General features: G+C 70.5%; 23 protein-coding genes and 3 tRNA genes. 22 read left to right on the top strand and 4 right to left on the bottom strand.

The window, feature by feature from the left end:
• Positions 1–79: 79 nt before the first annotated feature.
• The 4 genes from csrA to C9F13_RS05755 all read left to right on the top strand — a co-directional run bounded on the left by csrA (position 80) and on the right by C9F13_RS05755 (position 724).
• A complete protein-coding gene (gene csrA / locus C9F13_RS05770) occupies positions 80–286 on the top strand; it encodes a carbon storage regulator CsrA (protein WP_108445220.1) in 207 nt (68 codons plus the stop codon).
• 98 nt (positions 287–384) lie between these two features.
• A tRNA-Ser gene (locus C9F13_RS05765) sits at positions 385–477 on the top strand.
• Positions 478–498: 21 nt separating this feature from the next.
• Positions 499–575: transfer RNA gene (locus C9F13_RS05760), tRNA-Arg, on the top strand.
• A 72-nt stretch (positions 576–647) separates the two neighbouring features.
• Positions 648–724, top strand: a tRNA-Arg gene (locus C9F13_RS05755).
• A 241-nt stretch (positions 725–965) separates the two neighbouring features.
• Here the strand turns inward: C9F13_RS05755 and C9F13_RS05750 are convergent.
• Positions 966–1,874, bottom strand: coding sequence for a LysR substrate-binding domain-containing protein (locus tag C9F13_RS05750; RefSeq protein ID WP_170121126.1), 909 nt, complete (start codon positions 1,872–1,874; stop codon positions 966–968).
• 156 nt (positions 1,875–2,030) lie between these two features.
• Between C9F13_RS05750 and putP the strand changes: the two genes are divergently transcribed.
• From putP to C9F13_RS05725, 5 genes are read left to right on the top strand one after another with little or no spacing between them, the layout of a single operon-like run.
• Positions 2,031–3,536 (top strand): sodium/proline symporter PutP, encoded by a 1,506-nt coding sequence (gene putP, locus C9F13_RS05745; RefSeq protein ID WP_108445218.1) that lies wholly within the window; start codon positions 2,031–2,033, stop codon positions 3,534–3,536.
• 10 nt (positions 3,537–3,546) lie between these two features.
• Entirely contained in the window at positions 3,547–4,419 is an 873-nt protein-coding gene (locus C9F13_RS05740; protein WP_108445217.1) for an urea carboxylase-associated family protein, read from the top strand.
• Between the two features lie 53 nt (positions 4,420–4,472).
• Positions 4,473–5,228 (top strand): 5-oxoprolinase subunit PxpA, encoded by a 756-nt coding sequence (locus C9F13_RS05735; protein ID WP_108445216.1) that lies wholly within the window; start codon positions 4,473–4,475, stop codon positions 5,226–5,228.
• A complete protein-coding gene (locus tag C9F13_RS05730) occupies positions 5,228–5,947 on the top strand; it encodes a 5-oxoprolinase subunit B family protein (protein ID WP_108445363.1) in 720 nt (239 codons plus the stop codon). The genes C9F13_RS05735 and C9F13_RS05730 overlap by 1 nt, the downstream gene beginning before the upstream one ends.
• Positions 5,944–6,885 (top strand): 5-oxoprolinase subunit C family protein, encoded by a 942-nt coding sequence (locus C9F13_RS05725; protein WP_108445215.1) that lies wholly within the window; start codon positions 5,944–5,946, stop codon positions 6,883–6,885. Before C9F13_RS05730 ends, C9F13_RS05725 begins: the two co-directional genes overlap by 4 nt.
• Here C9F13_RS05725 and C9F13_RS05720 read toward each other — a convergent pair.
• Positions 6,882–7,862, bottom strand: a complete 981-nt coding sequence (locus tag C9F13_RS05720) for a tRNA dihydrouridine synthase (RefSeq protein ID WP_108445214.1) — start codon at positions 7,860–7,862, stop codon at positions 6,882–6,884. The genes C9F13_RS05725 and C9F13_RS05720 overlap by 4 nt on opposite strands.
• Before the next feature lie 171 nt (positions 7,863–8,033).
• Here C9F13_RS05720 and C9F13_RS05715 point away from each other — a divergent pair, with 171 nt between their 5' ends.
• From C9F13_RS05715 to C9F13_RS05705, 3 genes are read left to right on the top strand one after another with little or no spacing between them, the layout of a single operon-like run.
• On the top strand, positions 8,034–8,282 hold the full coding sequence (locus C9F13_RS05715) for an OadG family protein (protein WP_108445213.1): 249 nt from the start codon (positions 8,034–8,036) through the stop codon (positions 8,280–8,282).
• 51 nt (positions 8,283–8,333) lie between these two features.
• On the top strand, positions 8,334–10,154 hold the full coding sequence (oadA, locus tag C9F13_RS05710) for a sodium-extruding oxaloacetate decarboxylase subunit alpha (RefSeq protein WP_108445212.1): 1,821 nt from the start codon (positions 8,334–8,336) through the stop codon (positions 10,152–10,154).
• 10 nt (positions 10,155–10,164) lie between these two features.
• Complete coding sequence (locus C9F13_RS05705) at positions 10,165–11,490, top strand: sodium ion-translocating decarboxylase subunit beta (RefSeq protein WP_108445211.1); 1,326 nt, start codon at positions 10,165–10,167, stop codon at positions 11,488–11,490.
• Positions 11,491–11,572: 82 nt separating this feature from the next.
• On the opposite strand, the gene C9F13_RS05700 is transcribed toward C9F13_RS05705, so the two are convergent.
• Together C9F13_RS05700 and lexA are read right to left on the bottom strand one after the other, a co-directional pair.
• Positions 11,573–12,193 (bottom strand): IMPACT family protein, encoded by a 621-nt coding sequence (locus C9F13_RS05700; RefSeq protein WP_108445210.1) that lies wholly within the window; start codon positions 12,191–12,193, stop codon positions 11,573–11,575.
• On the bottom strand, positions 12,193–12,663 hold the full coding sequence (gene lexA, locus C9F13_RS05695; protein WP_108445209.1) for a transcriptional repressor LexA: 471 nt from the start codon (positions 12,661–12,663) through the stop codon (positions 12,193–12,195). The genes C9F13_RS05700 and lexA overlap by 1 nt, the downstream gene beginning before the upstream one ends.
• Before the next feature lie 205 nt (positions 12,664–12,868).
• On the opposite strand from lexA, the gene ccmA reads away from it, so the two are divergent.
• Genes ccmA through smc form a run of 10 tightly spaced genes read left to right on the top strand, consistent with a single transcriptional unit; the run spans position 12,869 to position 23,459 of the window.
• Positions 12,869–13,513, top strand: coding sequence for a cytochrome c biogenesis heme-transporting ATPase CcmA (gene ccmA / locus C9F13_RS05690; RefSeq protein ID WP_108445208.1), 645 nt, complete (start codon positions 12,869–12,871; stop codon positions 13,511–13,513).
• Positions 13,500–14,243 (top strand): heme exporter protein CcmB, encoded by a 744-nt coding sequence (gene ccmB, locus C9F13_RS05685; protein WP_108445207.1) that lies wholly within the window; start codon positions 13,500–13,502, stop codon positions 14,241–14,243. Before ccmA ends, ccmB begins: the two co-directional genes overlap by 14 nt.
• Positions 14,244–14,257: 14 nt before the next feature.
• Positions 14,258–14,998, top strand: coding sequence for a heme ABC transporter permease (locus tag C9F13_RS05680; RefSeq protein ID WP_108445206.1), 741 nt, complete (start codon positions 14,258–14,260; stop codon positions 14,996–14,998).
• Positions 14,998–15,222, top strand: coding sequence for a heme exporter protein CcmD (ccmD, locus tag C9F13_RS05675; protein ID WP_108445205.1), 225 nt, complete (start codon positions 14,998–15,000; stop codon positions 15,220–15,222). The genes C9F13_RS05680 and ccmD overlap by 1 nt, the downstream gene beginning before the upstream one ends.
• Positions 15,212–15,718, top strand: coding sequence for a cytochrome c maturation protein CcmE (gene ccmE, locus C9F13_RS05670; RefSeq protein ID WP_108445362.1), 507 nt, complete (start codon positions 15,212–15,214; stop codon positions 15,716–15,718). Before ccmD ends, ccmE begins: the two co-directional genes overlap by 11 nt.
• A 24-nt stretch (positions 15,719–15,742) precedes the next feature.
• The gene (locus tag C9F13_RS05665; RefSeq protein ID WP_170121132.1) at positions 15,743–17,734 is read left to right on the top strand and encodes a heme lyase CcmF/NrfE family subunit; all 1,992 of its coding nucleotides are present in this window, start codon (positions 15,743–15,745) and stop codon (positions 17,732–17,734) included.
• A complete protein-coding gene (locus tag C9F13_RS05660) occupies positions 17,731–18,261 on the top strand; it encodes a DsbE family thiol:disulfide interchange protein (RefSeq protein WP_108445203.1) in 531 nt (176 codons plus the stop codon). Before C9F13_RS05665 ends, C9F13_RS05660 begins: the two co-directional genes overlap by 4 nt.
• Positions 18,249–18,719, top strand: a complete 471-nt coding sequence (locus C9F13_RS05655) for a cytochrome c-type biogenesis protein (RefSeq protein ID WP_108445202.1) — start codon at positions 18,249–18,251, stop codon at positions 18,717–18,719. The genes C9F13_RS05660 and C9F13_RS05655 overlap by 13 nt, the downstream gene beginning before the upstream one ends.
• Positions 18,716–19,960: a c-type cytochrome biogenesis protein CcmI gene (ccmI, locus tag C9F13_RS05650; protein ID WP_108445201.1), complete on the top strand. Its 1,245-nt coding sequence runs from the start codon at positions 18,716–18,718 to the stop codon at positions 19,958–19,960. Before C9F13_RS05655 ends, ccmI begins: the two co-directional genes overlap by 4 nt.
• 4 nt (positions 19,961–19,964) lie before the next feature.
• Positions 19,965–23,459, top strand: a complete 3,495-nt coding sequence (gene smc / locus C9F13_RS05645; protein WP_108445200.1) for a chromosome segregation protein SMC — start codon at positions 19,965–19,967, stop codon at positions 23,457–23,459.
• Positions 23,460–23,606 lie beyond the last annotated feature (147 nt).

The following is a 23,606-nucleotide window of genomic DNA, read 5'->3' as shown; positions in this document are numbered from 1 at the left end:
GCGACTTGTCGCACAATGCAGCCATGTCGTCCCTCCCGGCGAGCATCCCGTAGCCAGAAGTCTGAGAAGGAGATCAGTCATGCTCATCCTGACCCGCCGTGTCGGCGAAACCCTGATGATCGGTGACGATGTCACCGTCACCGTCCTTGGCGTCAAGGGCAACCAGGTCCGTATCGGCGTCAATGCTCCCAAGGATGTCGCCGTGCATCGCGAGGAGATCTACCAGCGTATCCAGCGCGAGAAGTCCGATTCCGACGTCGAGGGTGACGACCCGGTCGGCGCCTGAGGGCCTTGCGCCTGTTACGGCGGGCCGGTCGGGAAAAATTGCCGGGACCGCTGGACAATGGCCTTACAGAACGGTAGGATACGCACCGTGCCGATGAGGGAGAGGTGGCCGAGTGGCTGAAGGCGCTCCCCTGCTAAGGGAGTAAGGGGTTTATAGCCTCTTCGAGGGTTCGAATCCCTCCCTCTCCGCCATTATCGACACGTGAAGATCAAGCGCCCGTAGCTCAGCTGGATAGAGTACCTGACTACGAATCAGGTGGTCGGAGGTTCGAATCCTCCCGGGCGCGCCATCTTCATCCGGATGTGATCGACAGCAGCATGCCGTCGCCCCGTCCCCGCAATGAGACCTCTCGTTGCCTTTCGCGCCCGTAGCTCAGCTGGATAGAGTACCTGACTACGAATCAGGTGGTCGGAGGTTCGAATCCTCCCGGGCGCGCCAGATATCGACCCGTCCTCACCAGAGGGCGGGTCTTCTGTTTTGTTTCGATGTTTTCTCGCTAGCCGGACCGGCCGCGCCCAGGATGGGCCCCGGCTCCGCGATCGTTTGGGGCGCCGTCGCTTTGCGACGTGCGCCTCTTTTTTTGCCCGCTCGTTTTTTCGTTCGTTCTCCTGCCGCCGCGCGCGCGACCGCCTCAGCGCGCGACCGCCTCAGCGCGCGACCGCCTCAGCGCGCGACCGCCTCAGCGCGCGTCCGCCTCCTGGGCGGCGGCGGGCAGGGCGCTCGCCTCCGCCGCCAGCCAGTCGCGGAAGGCCAGCATCGCCGCGGTGGGGTCCGGGCGATAGAAGAGCCAGTAGGCGCGCTCCTCGTTGGCCGGGGCATCGAAGAGTCGGATCAGGGTGCCCTGGGCCAGCTCGTTCTCGATCAGCACCGGTGGGCAGAGGGCGACCCCCTGGCCGGCCACCGCCGCCGCGCTCAGCAGGTTGAAGTCCTGGTAGAGCACGCCGGTGTCGATCATCGGCGGCATCAGCCCCTGGTGGCGAAACCACTGCTGCCAGGGCCGGTAGGACTCGTCGTGGAGCAGCTCCTGGTTCAAGAGATCGCCGGGGGTCGCCAGGGGGGCGGCACGCTCCAGGTAGAGCGGGCTCGCCACCGGCCAGGTGGCCCCGCTGAAGAGGCGCAGCCGCTCGGCCGCCACCGTGGGTGCCGCATCCTGCCAGGTGATCAGCACGTCGGCGTCCCGGGGCAGGTGCTCCTCGAGGGCGCCGGCGTACTGCAGGCTGATCGAGACGCCGGGATGCTGGCGCCGGAAGCGGTTGAGGCGCGGGATCAGCCAGCGCACGGCCACCGAGGGCAGGCAGCCGATGCGCAGCTGGCTGCCGCTCTGCTGGCGGACGAAGGTGTCGACGGCGGCGTCGATCCGCGTGAAGCCCTCCCGCAGCTCCTCGGCCAGCTGGGCGCCCCGCGGGGTCAGGCTGATGCCGCGTCCCTGGCGGGTGATCAGGCGGGCGTCGAGCACCGTTTCCAGGCGGCGCAGCTGGTGGCTGACCGCCGACTGGGTGACGCTCAGGATGGCCGCGGCGGCTGTCAGGCTGCCGCTGTGCGCGACCACCTCGAAGGTCTTGAGGGCGGAGAGGGAAGGGCGGGGCATGGGTGAGCTCATGTCATGTTTGGAAGTATTTTATATCACTTTTTTTGACCGATTTTCATCGATAGCCTGAGCGCCCCATCTCGCCTGGCGCACTCGTCGTCGGCGCGGGGAGATCGACCTCCACAATCGACAACAAGGTTCAAGACGGGGCTGTCCATGAGCACTTCGGTACTGATGTCTTTCGCGATCTACCTGATGCTGATGCTCGGCATCGGTATCTACTTCTATCTCGCCACGCGCGACCTCTCCGACTACATCCTCGGCGGGCGCAACCTGCCCCCGGGCGTCGCCGCCCTGAGCGCCGGCGCCTCCGACCTGAGCGGCTGGGCCCTGATGGGGCTGCCCGGGGCGATCTTCTCCGGCGGGCTCTCCCAGGCCTGGATCGCCGCCTGGACCCTGCTCGGCGTCTACCTCAACTGGTCGCTGATCGCCGAGCGGCTGCGGGTCTTCACCGAGGCGGCCGGCAACGCCCTGACCATCCCCGACTACCTCGAGGCGCGCTTCGTCGATCGCCAGCGGATCCTGCGCACCGTCTCCTCGGTGGTGATGCTGGTGTTCTTCACCTTCTACGTCTCGGCCGGCCTGGTGGGCGGCGCGGTGCTCTTCGAGAGCCTCTTCGAGATCGACTACCGGGTGGCGCTGTGGGTCGGCGCGGCGGTCATCGTCTCCTACACCTTCCTCGGGGGCTTCCTGGCCGCCTCCTGGACCGACCTGATCCAGGGGCTGATGATGGCCGCGGCGCTGTTCGCGGTGGCGATCATGACGCTGATGGCGCTGAGCAACGGCGACGCCTCGCCGGCCGCCGCCTCGGCCGAGGCCGTCGAGCCGCTGGGCGGGCTGATGGAGGGCATGACCCTGGTCGGCATGCTGTCGCTGGCCGGCTGGGCCATCGGCTACGTCGGCCAGCCCCACGTGGTGGTGCGCTTCATGGCGCTCAAGCGCCGCGAGGACGTCAAGGTCTCGCGCCGCATCGCCCTGCTCTGGTCGGCGATCACCATGGGCTCCGCGGTGGCGGTCGGCGCGCTGGGCTACCACTGGTTCGGCGGTAGCCTCGAGAACAGCGAGCGCGTCTTCATCGAGCTCTCCAACGTGATGCTCACCCCCTGGGTGGCGGGCTTCGTGCTGGCCGGCGTGCTGGCGGCCATCATGAGTACTATCGACTCCCAGCTGCTGGTCTGCTCCAGCGCCCTGGCCGAGGATCTGTATCGCGGCTTCGTGCGCCCCAGGGCGAGCCAGCGCGAGCTGGTCTGGATGAGCCGGGCGAGCGTGCTGGTCGTGGCCCTGCTGGCCACCTTCATGGCCCAGGATCGCGACAGCAGCATCCTCGACCTCGTCTCCTACGCCTGGGGCGGCTTCGGCGCGGCCTTCGGCCCGGTCATCCTGCTGTCGCTGTTCTGGCGCGGCATGACCCGCAACGGCGCGATCGCCGGCCTGCTGGTGGGTGCGGTGACCGTGGCCGTCTGGAAGCCGCTCTCCGGCGGCCCGGCGGGCATCTTCGACATGTTCGAGGTGGTGCCGGGCTTCGCGCTGTCGCTGCTGGCGGTGGTGCTGGTCAGCCGCCTCGGCGAGGGGCGCGCCGAGCGCGACTGCTTCGAGACGCTGATGCGCACCTGGCGCCGTCCCCAGGATTCCCACTCTGAACAGACCGCCGCCAAGGCGTAAGGAGTTTCCCATGAGCAGTAAGGTACCCGCGGCCTACCAGGCCACCCAGGGCTCGATCCTCGACGTGGACCAGGCCTTCTACGACCGCCTGACCGAGGCCCACGGCGAACGCCGCCTGGTGGCCGAGCACACCGTGCCGCTGCGCGACGGCCTGGCATGGAAGGTGCCGGCGGGGCACGTCTTCCGGGTCAAGATCCTCGAGGGCTCCCAGGTCGGCGACTTCAACATGTGGAACCTGCATAACCCGCGGGAGCGGATGTGGGCCTCGCGCACCCGCCAGCTGCAGCGCGCCCACGTCAGCACCTACGATCGCCTCTGGTCGACGCTGCCCTACCTGCGGCCGATGGCCACCATCATCGACGACACCCTGGCCGACTACGGGGTCGACGAGGAGGGCGGGCGCGTCCACGACCTGCTGGGCACGCGCTGCGACCCCTACGTCAACCGCCTGCTCACCGGCGAGGACTTCGACTTCCACTGCCACTCCAACCTGGTGCGTGCCGTGGAGCCCTGGGGGCTGACCGAGTTCGACGTCCACGACGTGCTCAACATCTTCCAGTGCACCGGGCTCAACGACGACGACCAGTACTTCATGAAGGCCTGCCCGGCGCGCAAGGGCGACTATCTCGAGTTCTTCGCCGAGATCGACCTGCTCTGCGCCATGTCCTGCTGCCCCGGCGGCGACCTGTCGGTGGACCTTTGGGGCCCCGATGCGCGGGATCCGCTGGAGACCTGCAACCCCCTCGGCGTCGAGATCTACGCCCTGGACGAGGCGCGCCTGGCCGGCTGGCGCTCGCCGGAGCCCGCGCCCTATCGCGGCCGCCATGGGCGCCGCGCGCCGGACACCGACTGGACCGAGATCAAGCGGCAGCGCTGCTGCTGACCCCCGGGCCCCGGCCGCGGGGCCCGATCACACCACGGCGAGGAGGAGGGCACATGCCGCGACTGCTGCTCAATGCCGACATGGGCGAGAGCCTGGGACCCTGGAAGATGGGCTGCGATGCCCGGGTCATGCCGCTGGTCGACCTGGCCAACGTGGCCTGTGGCTTTCACGCCGCCGACCCGGACACCATCCGCGCCACCGTGCGCCTGGCCGCACAGCACGGCGTCACGGTCGGGGCACACCCGGCCTATCCCGACCTGGTCGGCTTCGGGCGTCGCTCCCTGGCCTGCTCGGCCGAGGAGGTCGAGAACCTGGTGCTCTACCAGCTCGGCGCTCTGGCCGCGATGTGCCGGGCCGAGGGCGCGCGCCTGGGCTACGTCAAGCCCCACGGCGCGCTCTACAACGACATGATGCGCGACCCCGCGCGGCTGGCGGCGGTGATGCGGGCGCTGGCGGCCTTCGACGCCGACCTACCGCTGATGGCGATGGCGACCCGCGACCCGGCGGTGGCGCGCGAGCTCGCCGCCGAGCACGGCATCACCCTGTGGCTCGAGGCCTTCGCCGACCGGGCCTACGACGGCGACGGGCACCTGGTGAGCCGCGCCGAGCCTGGGGCGGTGCATCACGACCCCGAGCGCATCCTCGACCAGGCGCGCCGCATCGCCCACGGGATGCCGCTCACGGCGAGCGACGGCAGCGCCCTCGTCCTCGAGGCGCAGACGCTCTGCGTGCACGGCGACAATCCGGAATCGATCGCCGCGGTGGCGGCGATCCGTCGCGAGCTGGACCGGCTCGAGGGGGCGGCATGATGCGCGCCCGCCTGGAGAATGCCGGGGTCGACGCCTGGCTGGTGCGCCTGTTCGACGCCATCGACGAGGGCAACATGCCGGCGATGATGGCGCTCTGCCGCCGCTGCGAGGCGGCCTTCGGCGAGGCGCTGGTCGACCTGGTGCCGTCCTACACCACCCTGCTCGTGCACTACGACCCCCTGCGCCTGACCGCGGCCGAGGCCCGCGCCAAGCTCGCGGGCCTGCTCGACGACCTGGCGGCGGGGGAGGAATCCCGGGGCGCCGAGGTCAAGACGCTGCCGGTCTGGTACGACCCCGCCGTGGGGCCGGAGCTCACGCGGCTGCAGGCGCGCACCGGCCTGTCGCTCAACGAGGTGATCGCGCTCCACACGGGGCAGGAGTATCGCGTCTTCGCGCTGGGCTTCGCCCCGGGCTTCGCCTTCATGGGCAGCGTGGAGGCCCGCCTCGAGACGCCGCGCCTGGCCACCCCGCGCAAGCGGGTGCCGGCCGGCAGCGTGGCCCTGGCCGGGCGGCAGACCGCGGCCTATCCGCGGGTCTCACCGGGGGGTTGGAACCTGCTGGGGCGCACCCCCGCGCGGCTGTTCGACCTCGGCCGCGAGGGATTGAGCCTGCTGTCGGTCGGCGACCGGGTGCGCTTCACCGCCATCACCCGCCGTGAATTCGAACGCCTGGGCGGCGACACCGCGCCCGTGGCCCCGCTGGCGGAGGCCGCGTCATGAGTCAGCACGCGATGGGCTACCTGCGGGTCGAGCGGGCCGGGCCGCTGGCCATGCTCCAGGATGCCGGGCGCTTCGGCACTCGCCGGCTCGGCGTCACCCAGGGCGGACCGGCCGACCTGCACGCCTTCGCCTGGGCCAATCGCCTGCTGGGCAATGCCTGGGACGCGGCGGCGCTGGAGGTGTCCCTGGGCGGGCTTGTCCTCGTCGCCGAGCGGACCACGCGGCTGGCGCTTTGCGGAGCGGACCTGCAGGCGAGCGTCGAGGGAGAGGCGATCGCGCCCTGGCGCGTCGTCACCCTGCGCGAGGGGCAGCGGCTCAGCTTCGCCACGCCGGTAAGCGGCCTGCGCGCCTACCTGGCGGTGCCGGGCGGTTTTGCCGGCGAGCCGGTGCTGGGCAGCCTGGCCTGCGTCGCCCGCGAGGGGCTCGGCGGGCACGCCGGCGACGGACGCGCGCTGGCCGTGGGCGACAAGCTGGATTTCGGGCCTGATACCGGCGCGCCCGAGGCGACGGTGCCCGAGGCGGCGCGGCTCGATTACCGGCGCCCGGCGCGGTTGGCGCTGATTCCCGGCGCCCAGGTGGCGGACTTCACCGGCGAGAGCCTCTATCGCGCCTTCAACGCGGCCTGGCGCGTCGATGCCCGCGCCGATCGCATGGGCGTGCGGCTGCGCGGTCCGGCGCTGAACTGCCGGCTGCCCGGCCTGATCTCCGAGGGCATCGCGCTGGGCGCGGTGCAGGTGCCGCCCGACGGCCAGCCCATCGCGCTGCTCAACGATCGCCAGACGATCGGCGGCTATCCGCGCCTGGGCACCCTCACGCCGCTGGCCTGCGCGCGGCTTGCCCAGTGCGCGCCCGGCCAGGAGGTACAGCTGGTGGCCACCCCCCTGGGGCGGGCCCAGGCGCGCCACCGGCGCTTCCTCGAGGCGATGGGGGCGGGCTAGGCGTCGAGCGTCGCCGCGGCGGTGGTCGGGGCGGCGGTGCCGGGGGTGGGGGCGGCCAGCCCCTCGAGCAAGGCGTCGAGCTGGGTGATGCGCTTGAGCGCCTGGAAGCGTCGGGCGGCCTCGGCGTCGCCCTGGCGCATGTGGTTGAGCCACTGCTTCAGCAGCGAGACGACCACCCGGTCGGGCAGCCCGCGCCGCTGGGTGGCGGCAAACTCGGCGAGGATCGCCGCGCGCGCCTGCCAGGGCGTCGCCGGCAGGCGCTCGCCGGTGGCCTGCCAGTGGCGGATGCGGGCGGCCAGCCGGGGATCGGCCAGGGCGCCGCGGCCGAGCATGACGTCCTGGCAGCCGGAGAGGGTGCGCGCCTTCCAGTAGTCCTCCAGGGTCCAGATGTCGCCGTTGGCGACCACCGGGATGGCGAGGCGCTGGCGGATCCGGCCGATCCACTCCCAGTGGGCGGGCGGACGGTAGCCCTCGTCGCGGGTGCGGCCGTGGACCACCAGTCGCCGGGCGCCGGCGTCCTGGGTCGTCAGGGCGCAGGCCAGCGCCAGGCGCCGGTCGGAGAAGCCCAGGCGGATCTTGGCGGTCACCGGGATGGCGTCGCCCACGGCCGCGTGTACCGCCGCCACGGCGGCATGCACGCGGCGCGGGTCGCGCAGCAGCGACGCGCCGCCGTCGTGGCGATTGACCAGCTTGGCCGGGCAGCCGAAATTGAGATCCACGCCGGTGGCGCCGAGGCGCAGCGCCTGGCGGGCGTTGGCGGCCAGCGCCGCGGGGTCGGAGCCCAGCAGCTGCAGGGCCACCGGCACGCCGCTCGGGGTGGCGGGCGCCGTATCGGCCGTAAGCTCCGGGCAGTGCTTGTAGAAGACGCGGGGCGGCAGCCGGGCGTCGACCACGCGCACGAACTCGGTCACCACCCAGTCGAAGCCGGGGGTGCGCGTCAGCAGGTCGCGGGTCACCGCATCGATGACCCCCTCCATGGGCGCTAGGCCGATTCGGCCTTTATGTAGTAATTTAACAACGCTGACTTCCACCATGACGCCATTGCAATCTGTCGGGGATCTGGCAGGTTATACGAACATAAAAAATGCGCAAGTCGGGTTTTTTTGCCATATCTGGCCCATTTTTGCGCAAGAGTCAGGAGAATTCGCATGCAGGATTCGCAGCTGATCAACGAGGGCCTCGCCCTCATGGGCCTCGGTATGGGGTTCGTCTTTGTTTTTCTTACCGTGCTGGTGGGCGTCACCACGTTGATGTCCAAGACCATCGGCCGCTTCTTCCCCGAGCCGGTCGCCCCCGACGTTCGAGATTCCCGTGCCCCGGCCGCGCGCCAGGACGATGACCTCACCGCGGTCATCAGCGCGGCGGTGCACCGCTATCGCCGGCGCCACAAGCGCTGAGGCGACTGTCCCGCCTTTCCCCCTCCCATTCATAACGACAAGGTCAACGCCATGAATGACAAGACACGTCCGCTCGGTATCACCGATGTCGTCTTGCGCGACGCCCACCAGTCGCTGTTCGCCACCCGCATGCGCCTGGACGACATGCTGCCGATCGCCGAGAAGCTCGATCGTGTCGGCTTCTGGTCGCTGGAGTCCTGGGGCGGCGCCACCTTCGACGCCTGTATCCGCTATCTCGGCGAGGATCCGTGGGAGCGGATACGGGCGTTGAAGGAGGCGATGCCCAACACCCCCCAGCAGATGCTGCTGCGCGGCCAGAACCTGCTCGGCTACCGCCACTATGGCGATGATCTCGTCGACAAGTTCGTCGAACGCGCCAGGACCAACGGCGTCGACGTCTTCCGCGTCTTCGATGCCATGAACGATCCGCGCAACCTCGAGCGGGCCATCAAGGCGGTGCGTGCCAACGAGGGGCACGCCCAGGGCACCCTCTCCTATACGGTGAGCCCGGTGCACACCCTGGACGGCTGGGTCGAGCTTGGCAAGACCATCGCCGACATGGGCGCCGACTCCCTGGCGATCAAGGACATGGCCGGCCTGCTCAAGCCCTACGACGCCTATGAGCTGGTCAGCAGGCTCAAGAAGGTCGTGGACATCCCGATCCACATGCAGTGCCACGCCACCACCGGCCTCTCCACCGCCACGGCCCTCAAGGCCGCCGAGGCGGGCATCGACAACGTCGACACGGCGATCTCGTCCATGTCGATGACCTACGGCCACAGCCCGACCGAGTCGGTCGTCGCCATGCTCCAGGGCACCGAGCGCGACACCGGCCTGGACCTCGAGCTGCTCGAGGAGATCGCCGCCTACTTCCGCGAGGTGCGCAAGAAGTACGCCGCCTTCGAGGGCTCGCTCAAGGGCATCGACTCGCGGATCCTGGTCGCCCAGGTGCCGGGCGGCATGCTCACCAACATGGAAGGCCAGCTCAAGGAGCAGGGCGCTGCCGACCGGCTCGACGAGGTGCTCGCCGAGATCCCGCGGGTCCGCGCCGACCTCGGCTTCATCCCGCTGGTCACCCCGACTTCGCAGATCGTTGGCACCCAGGCGGTGATGAACGTGATGATGGGCGAGCGCTACAAGTCGATCTCCAAGGAGGTCCAGGCGGTCCTCAAGGGCGAGTACGGCTCCGCCCCGGCGCCGTTCAACGAGGAGCTGCAGGCGCGGGTGCTGGACGGCGGCGAGCCGATCACCTGCCGTCCCGCCGACCGCCTCGAGCCCGAGATGGAGACCCTCACCGCCGAGCTCAGGGAGAAGGCCAAGGCCAACGGCATCCGCCTCGCCGAGGGCGAGCGCGAGATCGACGATGTCCTGACCTACGCGCTCTATCCGCAGATCGGCCTGAAGTTCCTGCAGAACCGCGACAACCCCGACGCCTTCGAGCCTGCGCCCCAGGCTGCCGAGGCCCAGGCCGCCAAGCCGCCCGCCGTTGCCCAGAAGGGCGTGGCCGAGGCGTCGGCGCCGGCCGGTCCCGAGACCTACACCGTCACCGTCAACGGCAAGCAGTACGTGGTCGAGGTCGCCGAGGGCGGCGAGATTGGCCAGATCGCCGAGCAGGGCGGCGCCCAGCCGGCGGCGAGCGCCCCGGCCCCGGCGGCACCCTCGGGTGAGGCGATCACCGCGCCGCTCGCCGGCAACATCTTCAAGGTCAACGTGCGCGAGGGGGACAGCGTCGCCGAGGGCGACGTGGTGATCATCCTCGAGGCCATGAAGATGGAGACCGAGGTGCGCGCGGCGAGTGCCGGCACCGTGTCCGCCGTCAAGGTCGGCGAGGGCGACAGCGTCGCCGTCGGCGACGTGCTGATCGAGCTCTGAGGACGGATTCATGTCGGAAAAGATCTTGACCCTCTGGTACGGCTCGGGGCTCTACAATCTGACCCTGGGCCAGGGCGTGATGGTGCTGGTGGGGCTGCTGCTGCTCTACCTCGCCATCCAGAAGAAGTTCGAGCCGCTGCTGCTGGTGCCGATCGGCTTCGGCGGCATCCTGGCCAACATTCCCCAGGCGGGGCTCGCCCTGTCGGCCGCCGAGCAGGCGGCCCACCTGGCGTCGCCGGCGCTGCTCGAGCAGATGGCCCAGACCCTGAAGCTCAGCCTGGACCCGGCCGCCGGGATCGAGGCCTGGCGGCACAGCCTCTCCGAGGTGCTGCACGGCGACATCTCGCCGGCCCTGGTACGGGCCGCCAACGACGTGGCCATGGACGGCGGCTACGCCCACGGCATGCTCTACCAGTTCTACAGCGTGGCCATCGCCTCGGGCATCGCGCCGCTGGTGATCTTCATGGGCGTGGGGGCGATGACCGACTTCGGTCCGCTGCTGGCCAACCCGCGGACCCTGTTCCTGGGGGCGGCGGCGCAGTTCGGCATCTTCGCCACCCTGCTCGGGGCGGTGGGCATGTCGGCCCTGGGCTGGATGGACTTCTCGCTCAACCAGGCCGCCGCCATCGGCATCATCGGCGGCGCCGACGGACCGACCTCGATCTACGTCTCGAGCATCCTGGCGCCGGAGCTGCTGGGCGCCATCGCCGTGGCCTCCTACTCCTACATGGCGCTGGTGCCGCTGATCCAGCCGCCGATCATGAAGGCGCTGACCAGCAAGCGGGAGCGCGAGATCACCATGACGCAGCTGCGTCCGGTCTCCAAGCTGGAGAAGATCGTCTTCCCGATCAGCCTGCTGATCCTGGTGGTGCTCTTCCTGCCCGACGCGGCGCCGCTGTTGGGGATGTTCTGCTTCGGCAACCTGATGCGCGAGAGCGGCGTGGTGGAGCGTCTCTCCGACACCACCCAGAATGCCCTGATCAACATCGTGACCATCTTCCTGGGGCTCTCGGTGGGCTCCAAGCTGATCGCCGAGCGCTTCCTGGCGGTGGAGACGCTGGGCATCCTGGCGCTGGGCATGGTGGCCTTCGCCATCGGCACGGCCTGCGGCGTGCTGATGGCCAAGCTGATGAACACCGTCAGCAAGATGCCGATCAACCCGCTGATTGGCTCCGCCGGCGTCTCGGCGGTGCCCATGGCGGCGCGGGTCTCCAACAAGGTGGGGCTCGAGTCCAACCCCCACAACTTCCTGCTGATGCATGCCATGGGGCCCAACGTGGCCGGGGTGATCGGCTCGGCGGTGGCCGCCGGGGTGATGATCAAGTACCTCGGCTGAGGCCGGCGGTCCTGTCCCCATCGAGAACGGCGCCTGCGGGCGCCGTTTTTGATGGTGGTGGCCGGTGAGCGGGGCAGGGCGCTCAGTCGTCCGGGAGCAGGGCCAGGCGGCCGCGCAGGCGGGTCTCCAGCGCGCTGAGGTCGGCCGGCGCGTCGCTCGGCCAGCCTACGGTGAGCAGCACGCCCTCGGCGCCGTAGTCGGCCTGCTCGACCGGCACCTCGCGCTCGGCCAGCCAGGCGCGGGCCTCGGCCTCGCCGGCGAAGTCGACCCTGAGGTGCAGCGGCGTGCGCTCGACCACGGCGCGGCGGGGCAGCGTCTCCAGCGCCTGGGCGACGGCCCGGGAGTAGGCGCGGGCCAGGCCGCCGGTGCCGAGCTTGGTGCCGCCGAAATAGCGGGTCACCACGCAGCCCACCTGGCCGAGGCCCGCGCCGTCCAGCACCTGGAACATCGGGCGCCCGGCGGTACCGCCGGGTTCGCCGTCGTCGGAGAAGCCGATGGCGGTCTGCTCGCCGGGCGGGCCGGCGATGAAGGCGCTGCAGTGGTGGCTGGCGTTGGGGTGGAGCCGGCGCGCCTCGGCGAGCAGCGCCTCGAAGGCGGCCGCGTCCGGCGCGTGGCAGAGCCAGGCGAGGAAGCGGCTCTTCTCCACCTCGAGCTCGCTCTCGTGCCGCTCGCCGGGCGGCAGGTCGGGCACCGCGTAGCGCATCAGGCGGCCAGTTCCGTCTGGCGCACCACGCCCATCACCAGGCCGATCACCTGGACGTCGTCGTTGCGCAGGTAGATCGGCGCCATGCGCTCGTTGGCCGGCTGCAGGCGCACCCCGGACTTCTCGATGTAGAACTTCTTCAGGGTGACCTCCTGGTCATTGATCATCACCACGGCGGTCTCGCCGTTCTCGGCGCTCTCGCGGCGTTCGATGATGATCACATCCCCGTCGAAGATATTGCAATCGACCATGGAGTCGCCGCGCACCCGCAGGGCGTAGGTGTTGCGGCGCACCATGGTGGTCGGCACGCGGATGCTGCCGGCCTCCGGGCAGGCCTCGATGGGCATGCCCGCCGAGACCTGGCCCAGCATCGGGATCTCGGTCAGGGCGTCGGCGGGGATGGCCTCCCAGGCCTCGGCCAGGGGCAGGTTGGGTCGGCGCTGCAGGTACTGCGGTGTGACGTTGGGCATGCGGTCTCTCCCCGGTCGTCTAAACCTGTCGATACATACAGTGTTTCACGAGCATAGCAGGCGATCGAAAACTGGCAAGGGAAAGCGCGCCACGCTTCGCTTGACCCAGGGCAAGTGCGACCCGCTGCCGCAACCCGGTCGACTGGTAGCCAGGGCCCTTTCCGTGTAGAGTTCCGGGCGCAATTATCCATGCCGGGAGAGTGCCTTGAGCCTGCGTCTGCAAGCCCGAAAGCTGGCCTGTGAGCGGGACGATCGCTGGCTGTTCAAAGACCTGGATCTGGATATCCATGCCGGCGAGATCGTGCGCGTCGAAGGCCCCAACGGCAGTGGCAAGACCACCCTGCTGAAGATTCTCTCCGGGCAGCTGGCCGACTTCGACGGCGAGCTCTACTGGAACGAGCACCCCATGCGCCGGACGCGCCAGGACTTCCTGGCCAACCTGCTCTACCTGGGCCACGCCCCGGGGGTCAAGGCGGCCCTGACGCCGCTGGAGAACCTCGCCTGGTACCAGGCCCTCGCGGGCGAGCCCGACGACGAGGCCGCGCGCTTCGCGGCGCTTGCGGCCGTGGGCCTCGTCGGCTTCGAGGACCTGCCCGCCGGGCAGCTCTCCGCCGGCCAGCAGCGCCGCGTGGCCCTGGCCCGCCTGGAGCTGATCCCGCGGGCGCTGTGGGTGCTCGACGAGCCGTTCACCGCCATCGACCGCGACGGCGTCGCGGCCCTCGAGGCGCGGCTGGTCGCCCATGCCCGCCGCGGCGGCTGCGTGCTGGTCACCACCCACCATGAACTCGCCGACTCGCCCGCCCTGCGGCGCATCCGGCTCGGTCAGGGGGCGCGCGATGCCGAACTCTGATCCCCACCTGGCCCGGGAACGGGACGCCGTTTCGCTGTTCGGGGAACCCGAGGGCGGCGCCGGGGTCGCAATCCGGGCCACGCTGAAACGCGACCTGGTGCTGCTGATGCGCCGGCGCAGCGAGGTGTTGAATCCGCTGGTGTTCTTCGCCCTGGTGATCACCCTGTTCCCGATCGGCATCTCGCCGGACCCGGAACTGCTGGCGACCATCGCCCCGGGCCTCTTGTGGGTGGCGGCGCTGCTGGCGGCGCTGCTCTCCCTGGACAGCCTGTTTCGCAGCGACTACGAGGACGGCTCCCTGGAGCAGCTGCTGCTCTCGCCCCATCCGCTGCCGGCGCTGGCGCTGGCCAAGGTGGCGGTGCACTGGCTGCTGACCGGCCTGCCGCTGGCGCTGATGGCGCCGGTCCTGGGCATCATGCTGGCGCTGCCGGCGGGCAGCTACGCGGTGCTGGCGCTGTCGCTGGCGCTGGGCAGCGCCAGCCTGAGCCTGATCGGCGCCATCGGCGCGGCGCTGACCGTGGGACTCTCCCGGGGCGGCGTGCTGCTCTCGCTGCTGGTGCTGCCGCTCTACATCCCGGTGCTGATCTTCGGCGCCGGCGCGGTGCAGGCGGCCATCTTCGGCGAGGGGGTCGCGGCGCACCTGGCGATTCTCGGGGCGCTCCTGGCAGTGGCGCTGATCCTGGCCCCCTGGGCCATCGCGGCATCACTGCGCATCAGTATCAACGGTTGAGGACGACAATCGGCATGTGGGCCTTCATACACAAGCTCGGATCCCCCAAGTGGTTCTATGGCATCAGCGCGCGGCTCTCGCCCTGGTTCTGGGCGGCGGCGGCGCTGCTGATCGTCATCGGCAGCGTCTGGGGGCTGGCCTTCGCGCCGGCCGACTACCAGCAGGGCAACAGCTTCCGCATCATCTACGTGCACGTGCCGGCGGCCTTCCTGGCGCAGTCGATCTTCGTCAGCATGGCGATCGCCGGCTTCGTCTTCATGGTCTGGAAGATCAAGGTCGCCGACATGGCGGCGGCGATGATGGCGCCGCTCGGCGCGGCCATGACCTTCGTGGCGCTGTTCTCCGGCGCGGTGTGGGGCGTGCCCACCTGGGGCACCTGGTGGATGTGGGACGCGCGCCTCACCTCGATGCTGATCCTGCTGTTCCTCTACTTCGGCGTGATCGCCCTGCGCGGCGCCTTCTCGAGCCGCGACAGCGCCTCCCGGGCCGCCTCGGTGCTGGCCATGGTCGGGGTGATCAACATCCCCATCATCAAGTACTCGGTGGACTGGTGGTACACCCTGCACCAGCCCGCCACCTTCAGCGTCACCTCGCGTCCGGCCATGCCGATGGAGATGTGGGCGCCGCTTTTGATCATGGTGCTGGGCTTCTACAGCTTCTTCATCGCGGTGACCCTGATGCGCACGCGCAGCGAGATCCTGCGTCGCGAAGCGAACAAGCGCTGGGTGCGTGAGCTCGCCGGGGAGGTGTCCTGATGGCCTTCGACTCCCTCTCGGCCTTCCTCGCCATGGGCGGCCACGGCCCCTACGTCTGGGCCTCCTGGGGCCTGACCGGGCTGCTGCTGGTCGGCGTGGTCCTCCACGCCCGCGCCGAGCGCCGGGCGCTGCTGCGCGATCTGCGCCGTCGGGCCCGCCGCGAGCAGCGTCGCGACGCCACGACACCGGATTCACATCAAGAGGGCCGTGCCCGTGAGAGCTAAACGCAAGCAGAAACTGTTCGTGATTCTGGGGCTGGTCTCGCTGGCCGCCATCGCCGTGGGCCTGACGCTCTACGCCCTGCGCAGCAACATCAACCTCTTCTTCAGCCCGGTGCAGATCAGCGCCGGCGACGCCCCGCTGGAGCGCCAAATCCGCGCCGGCGGCATGGTGCGCGAGGGCACGGTGGCGCGCGACCCGGACAGCCTCGAGGTGGTGTTCACCGTGACCGACTACGTCGAGGACGTCGAGGTGCGCTACAGCGGCATCCTGCCCGACCTGTTCCGCGAGGGGCAGGGCGTGGTGGTGGTCGGCGAGCTCCAGCAGGGCGGCTGGCTGCGCGCCGACCAGGTGCTGGCCCGCCACGACGAGAACTACATGCCCCCCGAGGTGGCCCAGGCGCTGGAGGAGGCCGGCTACTCGCCGGAGGACTACCAGGCCAAGGCGGCCGAGGTGGGCAAACGGCTCGAGGCGCAGCAAGACGGCGCCGGCCAGAACTGATCCGGAGTGTCCATGCAGACCCTGATGATCCCCGAAATCGGCCACTTCGCCCTGATCATTGCCCTGCTGATGGCCCTGGTCCAGGGCGTGATGCCGCTGGCCGGCGCGGCGACCCGCCGCCCGCTGTGGATGGCCTACGCGCGGCCCATGGCGACCGGCCAGTTCCTGTTCCTGGCCATTGCCTACGTGTGCCTGACCGCCAGCTACCTGCTGGACGACTTCAGCGTGGCCAACGTGGCCAACAACTCCAACTCGCTGCTGCCCTGGTACTACAAGGCCAGCGCCGTGTGGGGCAACCACGAGGGCTCGGTGCTGCTGTGGAGCCTGATCCTCGGCGCCTGGACCTTCGCGGTGAGCCGCTTCTCCCGCGAGCTGCCCCGGGACATGCTGGCTCGGGTGCTGGGCGTGATGGGGCTGGTCAGCGTCGGCTTCCTGGCCTTCGTGCTGATCACCTCCAACCCCTTCGAGCGGCTGCTGCCCAACGTTCCCCAGGACGGCGCCGACCTCAACCCTCTGCTCCAGGACTTCGGCCTGATCGTCCATCCGCCGATGCTCTACATGGGCTACGTGGGCTTCTCGGTGGTCTTCGCCTTCGCCATCGCGGCGCTGCTGGGCGGTCGCCTGGACGCCGCCTGGACCCGCTGGGCGCGGCCCTGGACCAACGTCGCCTGGGCCTTCCTGACCGTCGGCATCGCGCTGGGCAGCTGGTGGGCCTACTACGAGCTCGGCTGGGGCGGCTGGTGGTTCTGGGACCCGGTCGAGAACGCCTCGCTGCTGCCCTGGCTCGCCGGCACGGCGCTGATCCACTCCCTGGCGGTGACCGAGAAGCGCGGCGCCTTCAAGAGCTGGACGGTGCTGCTGGCGATCTCCACCTTCTCGCTGTCGCTGATGGGGACCTTCCTGGTGCGCTCGGGGGTGCTCACCTCGGTGCACGCCTTCGCCAACGACCCCTCCCGGGGGCTCTTCATCCTGGTGCTGCTGGGCATCACCGTGGGCCTGTCGCTGCTGCTGTTCGCGCTGCGCGCGCCGCGGGTCAGCCACCAGGTCGGCTTCAGCTGGCTCTCCCGTGACGCCCTGCTGCTGATCAACAACATCCTGCTGGTGATCATGACCGTCACGGTGCTGCTGGGCACGGTCTACCCGCTGCTCCTCGACGCCATGAACCTCGGCAAGATCAGCGTCGGCCCGCCCTACTTCAACGCGCTCTTCGTGCCGCTGACCGTGGTGCTGTGCCTGTTCATGGGGCTCGGGCCGCTGGCGCGCTGGAAGCGCACCGACGGGCGCGACCTCTTCAAGCGCAGCTGGCTCTCGGGCCTGCTGGCGCTGGTCATCGGCGCGCTGGCGCCGCTGCTCTACCGCGGCGAGTGGAACCTCCAGGTGAGCCTCGGCGTGCTGATCGCGCTGTGGGTCGTGCTGCCCATGATGCGCGACCTGTGGGCCAAGACGCGAAACTCCGCGGGCCGGCTGGCCGGTGCCCGGCGCCTGTCGCTCGCCTACTGGGGGATGATCCTCGGCCACCTGGGCGTGGCGGTGACCATCATCGGCGTCACCGTGGTCTCCAACTACGCCATCGATCGCAACGTGCGCATGGGCGTTGGCGACAGCGTCGATCTCGCCGGCTACACCTTCACCATGACCGAGCTCGGCAGCCGGCGCGGCCCCAACTTCCTGGCCGACTTCGCCGAGATCGAGGTGCGCCGCGGCGACAGCCAGCGCACCTTCGTGATGACCCCCGAGAAGCGTCTCTACCTCGCCCGGGGCATGCCGATGACCGACGTTGCGCTGCGCCCGGGGCTGTTCCGCGACCTCTACGTCGCCATGGGCGAGGATCTGGAGGACGGCAGCTGGGCCATGCGCCTGCAGTACAAGCCCTTCGTGCGCTGGCTGTGGCTCGGCGGGCTGCTGATGGCGGCCGGCGGCATCCTGGCGGTGGCCGATCGCCGCTACCGGCGTGCCGCGACCGCCCGCGACCCCGAGCAGGGCGCCGCGGCCAAGCCCCGGGAGGCCACGGCATGAAGCGTCGCCTGTTGCTGCTGCTGCCGCTGCTCGGCTTCCTGGTGCTGGGGGGCTTCCTCTACCAGGGCCTGTCGATGAACCCCTTCGAGCGCGATTCGGCGCTGATGGCCCGCGAGTTCCCGGCCTTCGAGCTCTCGACCCTGGAAGATCCCGAGCGGATCGTCGACGCCTCGCTGCTCGAGGGCGAGGTCACCCTGGTCAACGTCTGGGGCGAGTGGTGCCCGACCTGCAAGCAGGAGATGCCGCAGCTCCTGGATCTCGCCGACCGCGGCGTGCGCCTGGTCGGCGTCGACTACAAGGACACCCGGGAGAAGGGCCGCGAGTTCCTGGCCGAGTTCGGCAACCCCTTCGAGGTCAACGTCTTCGACCCCGAGGGAACCCTGGGCTTCGACCTCGGCGTCTACGGCGCCCCGGAGACCTTCCTGGTCGATGCCGACGGCATCATCCGATATCACCACACCGGCTACATCAAGCCGGAAGACGTGCGCGAGACGATCCTGCCGGAGGTGGAAAAATGGCGCGACTGATCCGCGGCCTGCTGGCCGTCCTGCTCCTGCTGCCGCTGCTCGCCCAGGCGGCGGGCATCGAGGTGCGCCAGTTCGACGACCCGGTCACCGAGCAGCGCTACCAGGACCTGACCGCCAGCCTGCGCTGCCCCAAGTGCGAGAACCAGGCGATCGGCGACTCCGACTCGCCGATCGCCGGCGACATGCGCGACCGGGTCTACGCCCAGCTCCAGGAGGGGCGCTCCGACAAGGAGATCCTCGACTTCATGGTGCGCCGCTTCGGCGACTACGTGCTCTACAACCCGCGCCTCGAGGGTCGCACCCTGCTGCTGTGGGGGCTGCCCGCGGCGCTGGTGCTGCTCGGCGCCGTGGTGGTGGTGCTGATGGTGCGCGCGCGGCGCCGCTCCTCGGCGCGTGCCCTGAGCGCCGAGGAGCGTGAACGCCTGGATGCCCTGATCAATCGCGAGAGAGACGAATGACCCTGCTATGGATCGCCCTGGCCGTGCTGCTGCTGCCGGCCCTGTGGCTGCTGGTGGCCCCGCTGCGTCGTGCCGCGACCGTGCACGCGGCCCAGCGTGACGTCGAGGCCAACGACCGCACCACCGAACAGAACCTCGCCATCTACCGTCGCCGCCTGGCGTCGCTTCAGGCCGCCCACGACCGCGGTGAGATCGACGCCGAGCGCCTCGAGGAGGATCGCCTGGAGCTCGAGCGCAGCCTGCTCGAGGACACCGAGCACCTCGAGCGCGCCCCACTCAAGTCGGCCGCCTCCGGGCGGCTGGTGGTGCCGGTGGTGATGATCGCCGTGGTGCTGGCCAGCGTCGCCTGGTACCACCAGGAGGGGGCCGAGGGGGACCTCGCCCTCTACACCGTGCAGCGCCAGGTGATGAGCGACCCCGAGGGCTCGCTGCCGGTGCTCATCGCGCGCCTCGAGGAGCAGGCCGAGCGCCAGCCCGACAACCCCAACGTCTGGCGCACGATCTTCCCGCTCTATCGCGACAGCGGCCGCATCCCGGCGGCCACCCGCGCCCTGGAGCGGCTGGTCGACCTGGAGGGGCGTCAGCCCTGGCTGCTCGCCGAGCTCGCCCAGATACGCTACTTCGCCGCCGGCCGCGAGATGACCGAGGAGGTCCAGGCGCTGGTCGACGAGGTGCTGGCCACGGAGCCCGCCCAGCCCACGGTGCTCGGCCTGCTTGGCATCGAGGCCTTCGAGGCCGGCGACTTTGAAACCGCCATCGACCGCTGGCGCCGCGCCATCGCCGGCATGAGCAATCCCGACTCCGCCGAGGCCCTGCGCGAGGGCATCCGCGTCGCCCAGCAGCGCCTGGGCGTCGCCCCCGACCCGGCCGAGCCGGCCGTCGCCGAGGGGCCCGGCATCGCCGTGCGGGTGCGCCTGGCCGACGAGCTCGCCGGTCGGCTCGACGACGACGCCACCGTCTTCGTGGTGGCCCGCGACCCCGCCGGCGAGCTGCCGCCGCTGGCCGTGGCGCGGGCGACCCTCGGCGAGCTGCCGCTGACCACGGTGCTCGACGATGCCGACGCCATGGCGCCGATGGCCAGGCTCTCCCAGGTCGAGACGGCGCGCCTGACCGTGCGGGTCTCCCGGAGCGGGTCGGCCACGCCGCAGCCGGGCGACCTGGTCGGCACCCTCGGCGGTGTCTCGGTGGGCGAGGTCGACGGCGAGGCCGTCGAGGTGGTGATCGACCGGGTCGTCGAGTGAGTCCATGCGCCTGACATCGATCCGCCTGGCGGGCTTCAAGTCCTTCGTCGATCCGGTCACCGTGCCCTTCGACGGCAACATGACAGCCATCGTCGGCCCCAACGGCTGCGGCAAGTCCAACATCATCGACGCCGTGCGCTGGGTCATGGGCGAGTCCTCGGCCAAGACCCTGCGCGGCGAGTCGATGACCGACGTCATCTTCAACGGCTCCACCGGGCGCAAGCCGGTGGGCATGGCCTCCATCGAGCTGATCTTCGACAACCGCGACGGCGCCATGGGCGGCATCTACGGCCAGTACGCCGAGATCGCGGTCAAGCGCCAGGTCACCCGGGACGCCCAGTCCAGCTACTTCTTCAACGGCCAGAAGTGCCGGCGCCGCGACATCGCCGATCTGTTCCTGGGCACCGGGCTGGGGCCGCGCTCCTACGCCATCATCGGCCAGGGCATGATCTCGCGGCTGATCGAGGCGCGTCCCGAGGAGCTGCGCGCGACCCTCGAGGAGGCCGCCGGCATCTCCAAGTACAAGGAGCGGCGGCGCGAGACCGAGAACCGCATGCGCCGCACCCAGGAGAACCTGGAGCGCCTGGAGGACATCCGCGAGGAGCTCGACAAGCAGCTCGAGCGCTTGAAGCGCCAGGCCGAGGCGGCGCGCCGCTACCAGAACCTCAAGCAGGAGGAGCACCGCCTCAAGGGCGAGCTGGCGCTGCTGCGCGGCCGCGCCCTGCGCGCCAGCCAGACCGAGGAGGAGAATCGCGTCCGCGAGCTCGAGACCGCGGTGGAGCGCGAGGTGCTGGGCATGCGCCAGGCCGAGACGCGCCTCGAGGAGGCCCGCGCCGAGCACGACCGCCTGGCCGAGGAGCTGGACGGTCGCCAGTCGAGCTTCTACGAGACCACCACCGCCATCGCGCGCCTGGAACAGGACCTGGAGCACACCCGCTCCCGGGACCAGCAGCTGGCCCGGGACCTCGAGGCCGCGCGCCGCGAGCTCGCCGAGCTCGCCCGCCTGGGCGACGACGACGGTGAGCGCCTGGCGCGCCTCGAGGAGCGTCTGGAGACCCTCGGGCCCGAGCAGGAGGAGGTCGCCGAGCAGCTCGCCGCGCTGGAGGCCGCCCTGGAGGAGGCCGAGCCGCTCGCCGAGGAGGCCGAGGCCGCCTGGGAGAGCTTCGGCGAGCGCTGGCAGGAGCAGAGCCGCGAGGCCGAGCGCACCCAGGACCGCCTGCGCGACCTGGAGGGCCGGCTCGAGCGACTCGCCGCCGACGAGCGTCGCCGCCGCCAGCAGCACGAGGAGCTCCCCGACATCGCCGGCCTCGGCGAGCAGCGTCGCGAACTGGCCGAGCGCCATGCTGAACTCGAGGCCCAGCTGGCCGAGCTCGAGGCCACCCGCGAGTCGCTGCAGGCCGATCGTGACGGCGCCCGCGGCGAGGTGCGCGAGGCCGAGGAGGCCCGCGAGGCCGACCGTCAGCGGCGCAGCACCCTGCAGGGCGAGCTGGCCTCGCTGGAGGCCCTGATCGAGGCCGCCCTGGCCGATCACGACGAGGCCCTCGATGCCCACCTGAGCGCCCTCGGCCTGGGGGAGCACCCGCGCCTCGGCGAGGCGCTCGAGGTCGAGCCCGGCTGGGAGGAGGCGGTCTCCTGGGTGCTCTCGCCCTGGCTGAGCGCGCGCCTGGCGCCTCGGGACGCGTCCCGGGAGGCCATGGCCGCGCCGCCCCAGGCCGAGCTCGGCCTGCTCGAGGCCGAGGAAGTGAGTGCCCCGGCGGAGAGCCTCGCCGCCCGGGTGCGCGGCGCCGGGGCGGCCGGCCAGTGGCTCGCCGGCATCCGCTGCGTCGAGAGCCGCGAGTCGGCCTGGGCCGCGCGCGAGGCGCTCGCCGCCGGCGAGAGCCTGATCACCCCCGATGGCCTCTGGCTCGGCGCGGGCTGGGTGCGCCACCGCGGCGCCGGCGCCGGGCCCGATGCCCTGCTGGTCAGCCGCCGCCGCGAGGCGGAGGTGCGCGAGAGCCTCGACGAGGTGGCGGCGCGCCTTGACGAGCAGGAGCAGCGTCTCGAGGACGCCGTGGCCCGGGTCGAGCAGGCCGAGGCGGCCCTGGAGCGAACGCGTCAGCAGGAGCGCGAGCTCGAGCAGCAGCGCCAGCAGCTGGCCGTGCAGGAGAGCGGGCTCGCCAGCCGCCTCGAGCACCTGGAGGGGCGCGCCGCCGAGCTCGCCGAGGAGCTCGAGGGGCTGGCCGAATCCCGCGAGGAGGCGATGCTGGCCATCGAGGAGGCCCGCGAGCAGTGGCAGGCGGCCATGGCGCGGCTGGAGGAGGGCGCCGAGACCCGCGAGCGCCTCGAGCGGCAGCGCCGCGAGGCCCGCGAGCGGCTGACCGCGCTGCGCGCCCGCCAGCGCCCGCTGGCCGATCAGGCCCAGCGCCTGGCCCTCGAGCAGGAGCGCCTGGCCACCGAGCGTACCGGCCTGGCCGAGCAGCAGGGCCGCGCCGGCGAGGCCCGTGAGCGCCTCGAGCTGCGCTGCGCCGAACTGGAGGAGGCCCGCGAGGGGCTCCACGAGCCAGACGAGGAGCGGCGCGAGCGCCTCGACGAGCTATTGGCTCGCCGCGAGCGCGAGGAGCGGGTGCTCAACGAGACCCGCGCCCGGGCCGCCGAGCTGGTCGAGCGGCTGCGCGAGGACGAGCAGGCCCGCCAGGGGCACGAGCGCAACCTCGAGGGGATCCGCGAGCGCCTGCAGGAGTCGCGCATGCAGGTCCAGGCCCTCGCGCTCAAGGCCGAGACCCAGGACGAGCAGCTCGCCGAGCTCAACCACGACGCCGCGAGCCTGGCCGAGCACCTCGACCCCAACGCCACCGAGTCCGCCTGGCAGACCCGGCTTGAGGAGGTCGGCGAGCGCATCCGGCGGCTGGGCGCCATCAACCTGGCGGCCATCGAGGAGTACGACCAGCAGGCCGAGCGTCGCGACTACCTGGAGGCCCAGCACGCCGAGCTCAGCGAGGCCCTGGAGACCCTGGATCGGGCGATCCGGCGGATCGACCAGGAAACCCGGACGCGATTCCGCGACACCTTCGAGCGAGTCAACAACGGCCTGCAGGGCCTTTTCCCGCGAGTCTTCGGGGGCGGAACCGCATGGCTGACGCTGACCGGCGAGGATTTGCTGGAGACCGGTGTGGCCATCATGGCGCGCCCGCCCGGTAAGAAGAACAGCACCATTCACCTGCTCTCCGGGGGAGAAAAGGCCCTCACCGCGCTGTCGATGGTCTTCGCCATCTTCCAGCTCAATCCGGCGCCCTTCTGCATGCTCGATGAGGTCGATGCGCCGCTGGATGATGCCAACGTCGGACGCTATGCCAAGCTGGTCAAGGAGATGTCTGATACCGTTCAGTTCATCTATATCACCCACAACAAGATCGCCATGGAGGCATCGGAAAGGTTGATGGGGGTGACCATGCAGGAACCGGGGGTCTCGCGGCTGGTATCGGTGGGCGTGGAGGAGGCCGCGGCCCTGGCCGAGGCCTGATGGGCTTGAACGTCAACGGTAAACGGGTTAACAAGGAAGACAAAGATGACGGTAGTGCATGGACGCATGGGGAACCTGAAGGGCGATTGCGAAGGGTCCGGTCGGGTGAGGGCATGACAATGCCACGCTTGACAAATAAAAGAATTG

Origin of the sequence: Halomonas denitrificans (genome assembly GCF_003056305.1) — a bacterium.
GTDB lineage: Bacteria > Pseudomonadota > Gammaproteobacteria > Pseudomonadales > Halomonadaceae > Halomonas > Halomonas denitrificans.
Note: the sequence above shows the minus strand (reverse complement) of the source record. Positions and strands in the feature narration are given on the sequence as shown.

What these genes read in the sequence shown, in the direction of transcription:
- csrA (WP_108445220.1), top strand. Translation starts at nt 80, where the DNA reads ATGCTCATCCTGACCCGCCGTGTCGGCGAAACCCTGATGATCGGTGAC.
- C9F13_RS05750 (WP_170121126.1), bottom strand. Translation starts at nt 1,874, where the DNA reads ATGCCCCGCCCTTCCCTCTCCGCCCTCAAGACCTTCGAGGTGGTCGCG.
- putP (WP_108445218.1), top strand. Translation starts at nt 2,031, where the DNA reads ATGAGCACTTCGGTACTGATGTCTTTCGCGATCTACCTGATGCTGATG.
- C9F13_RS05740 (WP_108445217.1), top strand. Translation starts at nt 3,547, where the DNA reads ATGAGCAGTAAGGTACCCGCGGCCTACCAGGCCACCCAGGGCTCGATC.
- C9F13_RS05735 (WP_108445216.1), top strand. Translation starts at nt 4,473, where the DNA reads ATGCCGCGACTGCTGCTCAATGCCGACATGGGCGAGAGCCTGGGACCC.
- C9F13_RS05730 (WP_108445363.1), top strand. Translation starts at nt 5,228, where the DNA reads ATGCGCGCCCGCCTGGAGAATGCCGGGGTCGACGCCTGGCTGGTGCGC.
- C9F13_RS05725 (WP_108445215.1), top strand. Translation starts at nt 5,944, where the DNA reads ATGAGTCAGCACGCGATGGGCTACCTGCGGGTCGAGCGGGCCGGGCCG.
- C9F13_RS05720 (WP_108445214.1), bottom strand. Translation starts at nt 7,862, where the DNA reads ATGGAGGGGGTCATCGATGCGGTGACCCGCGACCTGCTGACGCGCACC.
- C9F13_RS05715 (WP_108445213.1), top strand. Translation starts at nt 8,034, where the DNA reads ATGCAGGATTCGCAGCTGATCAACGAGGGCCTCGCCCTCATGGGCCTC.
- oadA (WP_108445212.1), top strand. Translation starts at nt 8,334, where the DNA reads ATGAATGACAAGACACGTCCGCTCGGTATCACCGATGTCGTCTTGCGC.
- C9F13_RS05705 (WP_108445211.1), top strand. Translation starts at nt 10,165, where the DNA reads ATGTCGGAAAAGATCTTGACCCTCTGGTACGGCTCGGGGCTCTACAAT.
- C9F13_RS05700 (WP_108445210.1), bottom strand. Translation starts at nt 12,193, where the DNA reads ATGCGCTACGCGGTGCCCGACCTGCCGCCCGGCGAGCGGCACGAGAGC.
- lexA (WP_108445209.1), bottom strand. Translation starts at nt 12,663, where the DNA reads ATGCCCAACGTCACACCGCAGTACCTGCAGCGCCGACCCAACCTGCCC.
- ccmB (WP_108445207.1), top strand. Translation starts at nt 13,500, where the DNA reads ATGCCGAACTCTGATCCCCACCTGGCCCGGGAACGGGACGCCGTTTCG.
- C9F13_RS05680 (WP_108445206.1), top strand. Translation starts at nt 14,258, where the DNA reads ATGTGGGCCTTCATACACAAGCTCGGATCCCCCAAGTGGTTCTATGGC.
- ccmD (WP_108445205.1), top strand. Translation starts at nt 14,998, where the DNA reads ATGGCCTTCGACTCCCTCTCGGCCTTCCTCGCCATGGGCGGCCACGGC.
- C9F13_RS05665 (WP_170121132.1), top strand. Translation starts at nt 15,743, where the DNA reads ATGATCCCCGAAATCGGCCACTTCGCCCTGATCATTGCCCTGCTGATG.
- C9F13_RS05660 (WP_108445203.1), top strand. Translation starts at nt 17,731, where the DNA reads ATGAAGCGTCGCCTGTTGCTGCTGCTGCCGCTGCTCGGCTTCCTGGTG.
- C9F13_RS05655 (WP_108445202.1), top strand. Translation starts at nt 18,249, where the DNA reads ATGGCGCGACTGATCCGCGGCCTGCTGGCCGTCCTGCTCCTGCTGCCG.
- ccmI (WP_108445201.1), top strand. Translation starts at nt 18,716, where the DNA reads ATGACCCTGCTATGGATCGCCCTGGCCGTGCTGCTGCTGCCGGCCCTG.
- smc (WP_108445200.1), top strand. Translation starts at nt 19,965, where the DNA reads ATGCGCCTGACATCGATCCGCCTGGCGGGCTTCAAGTCCTTCGTCGAT.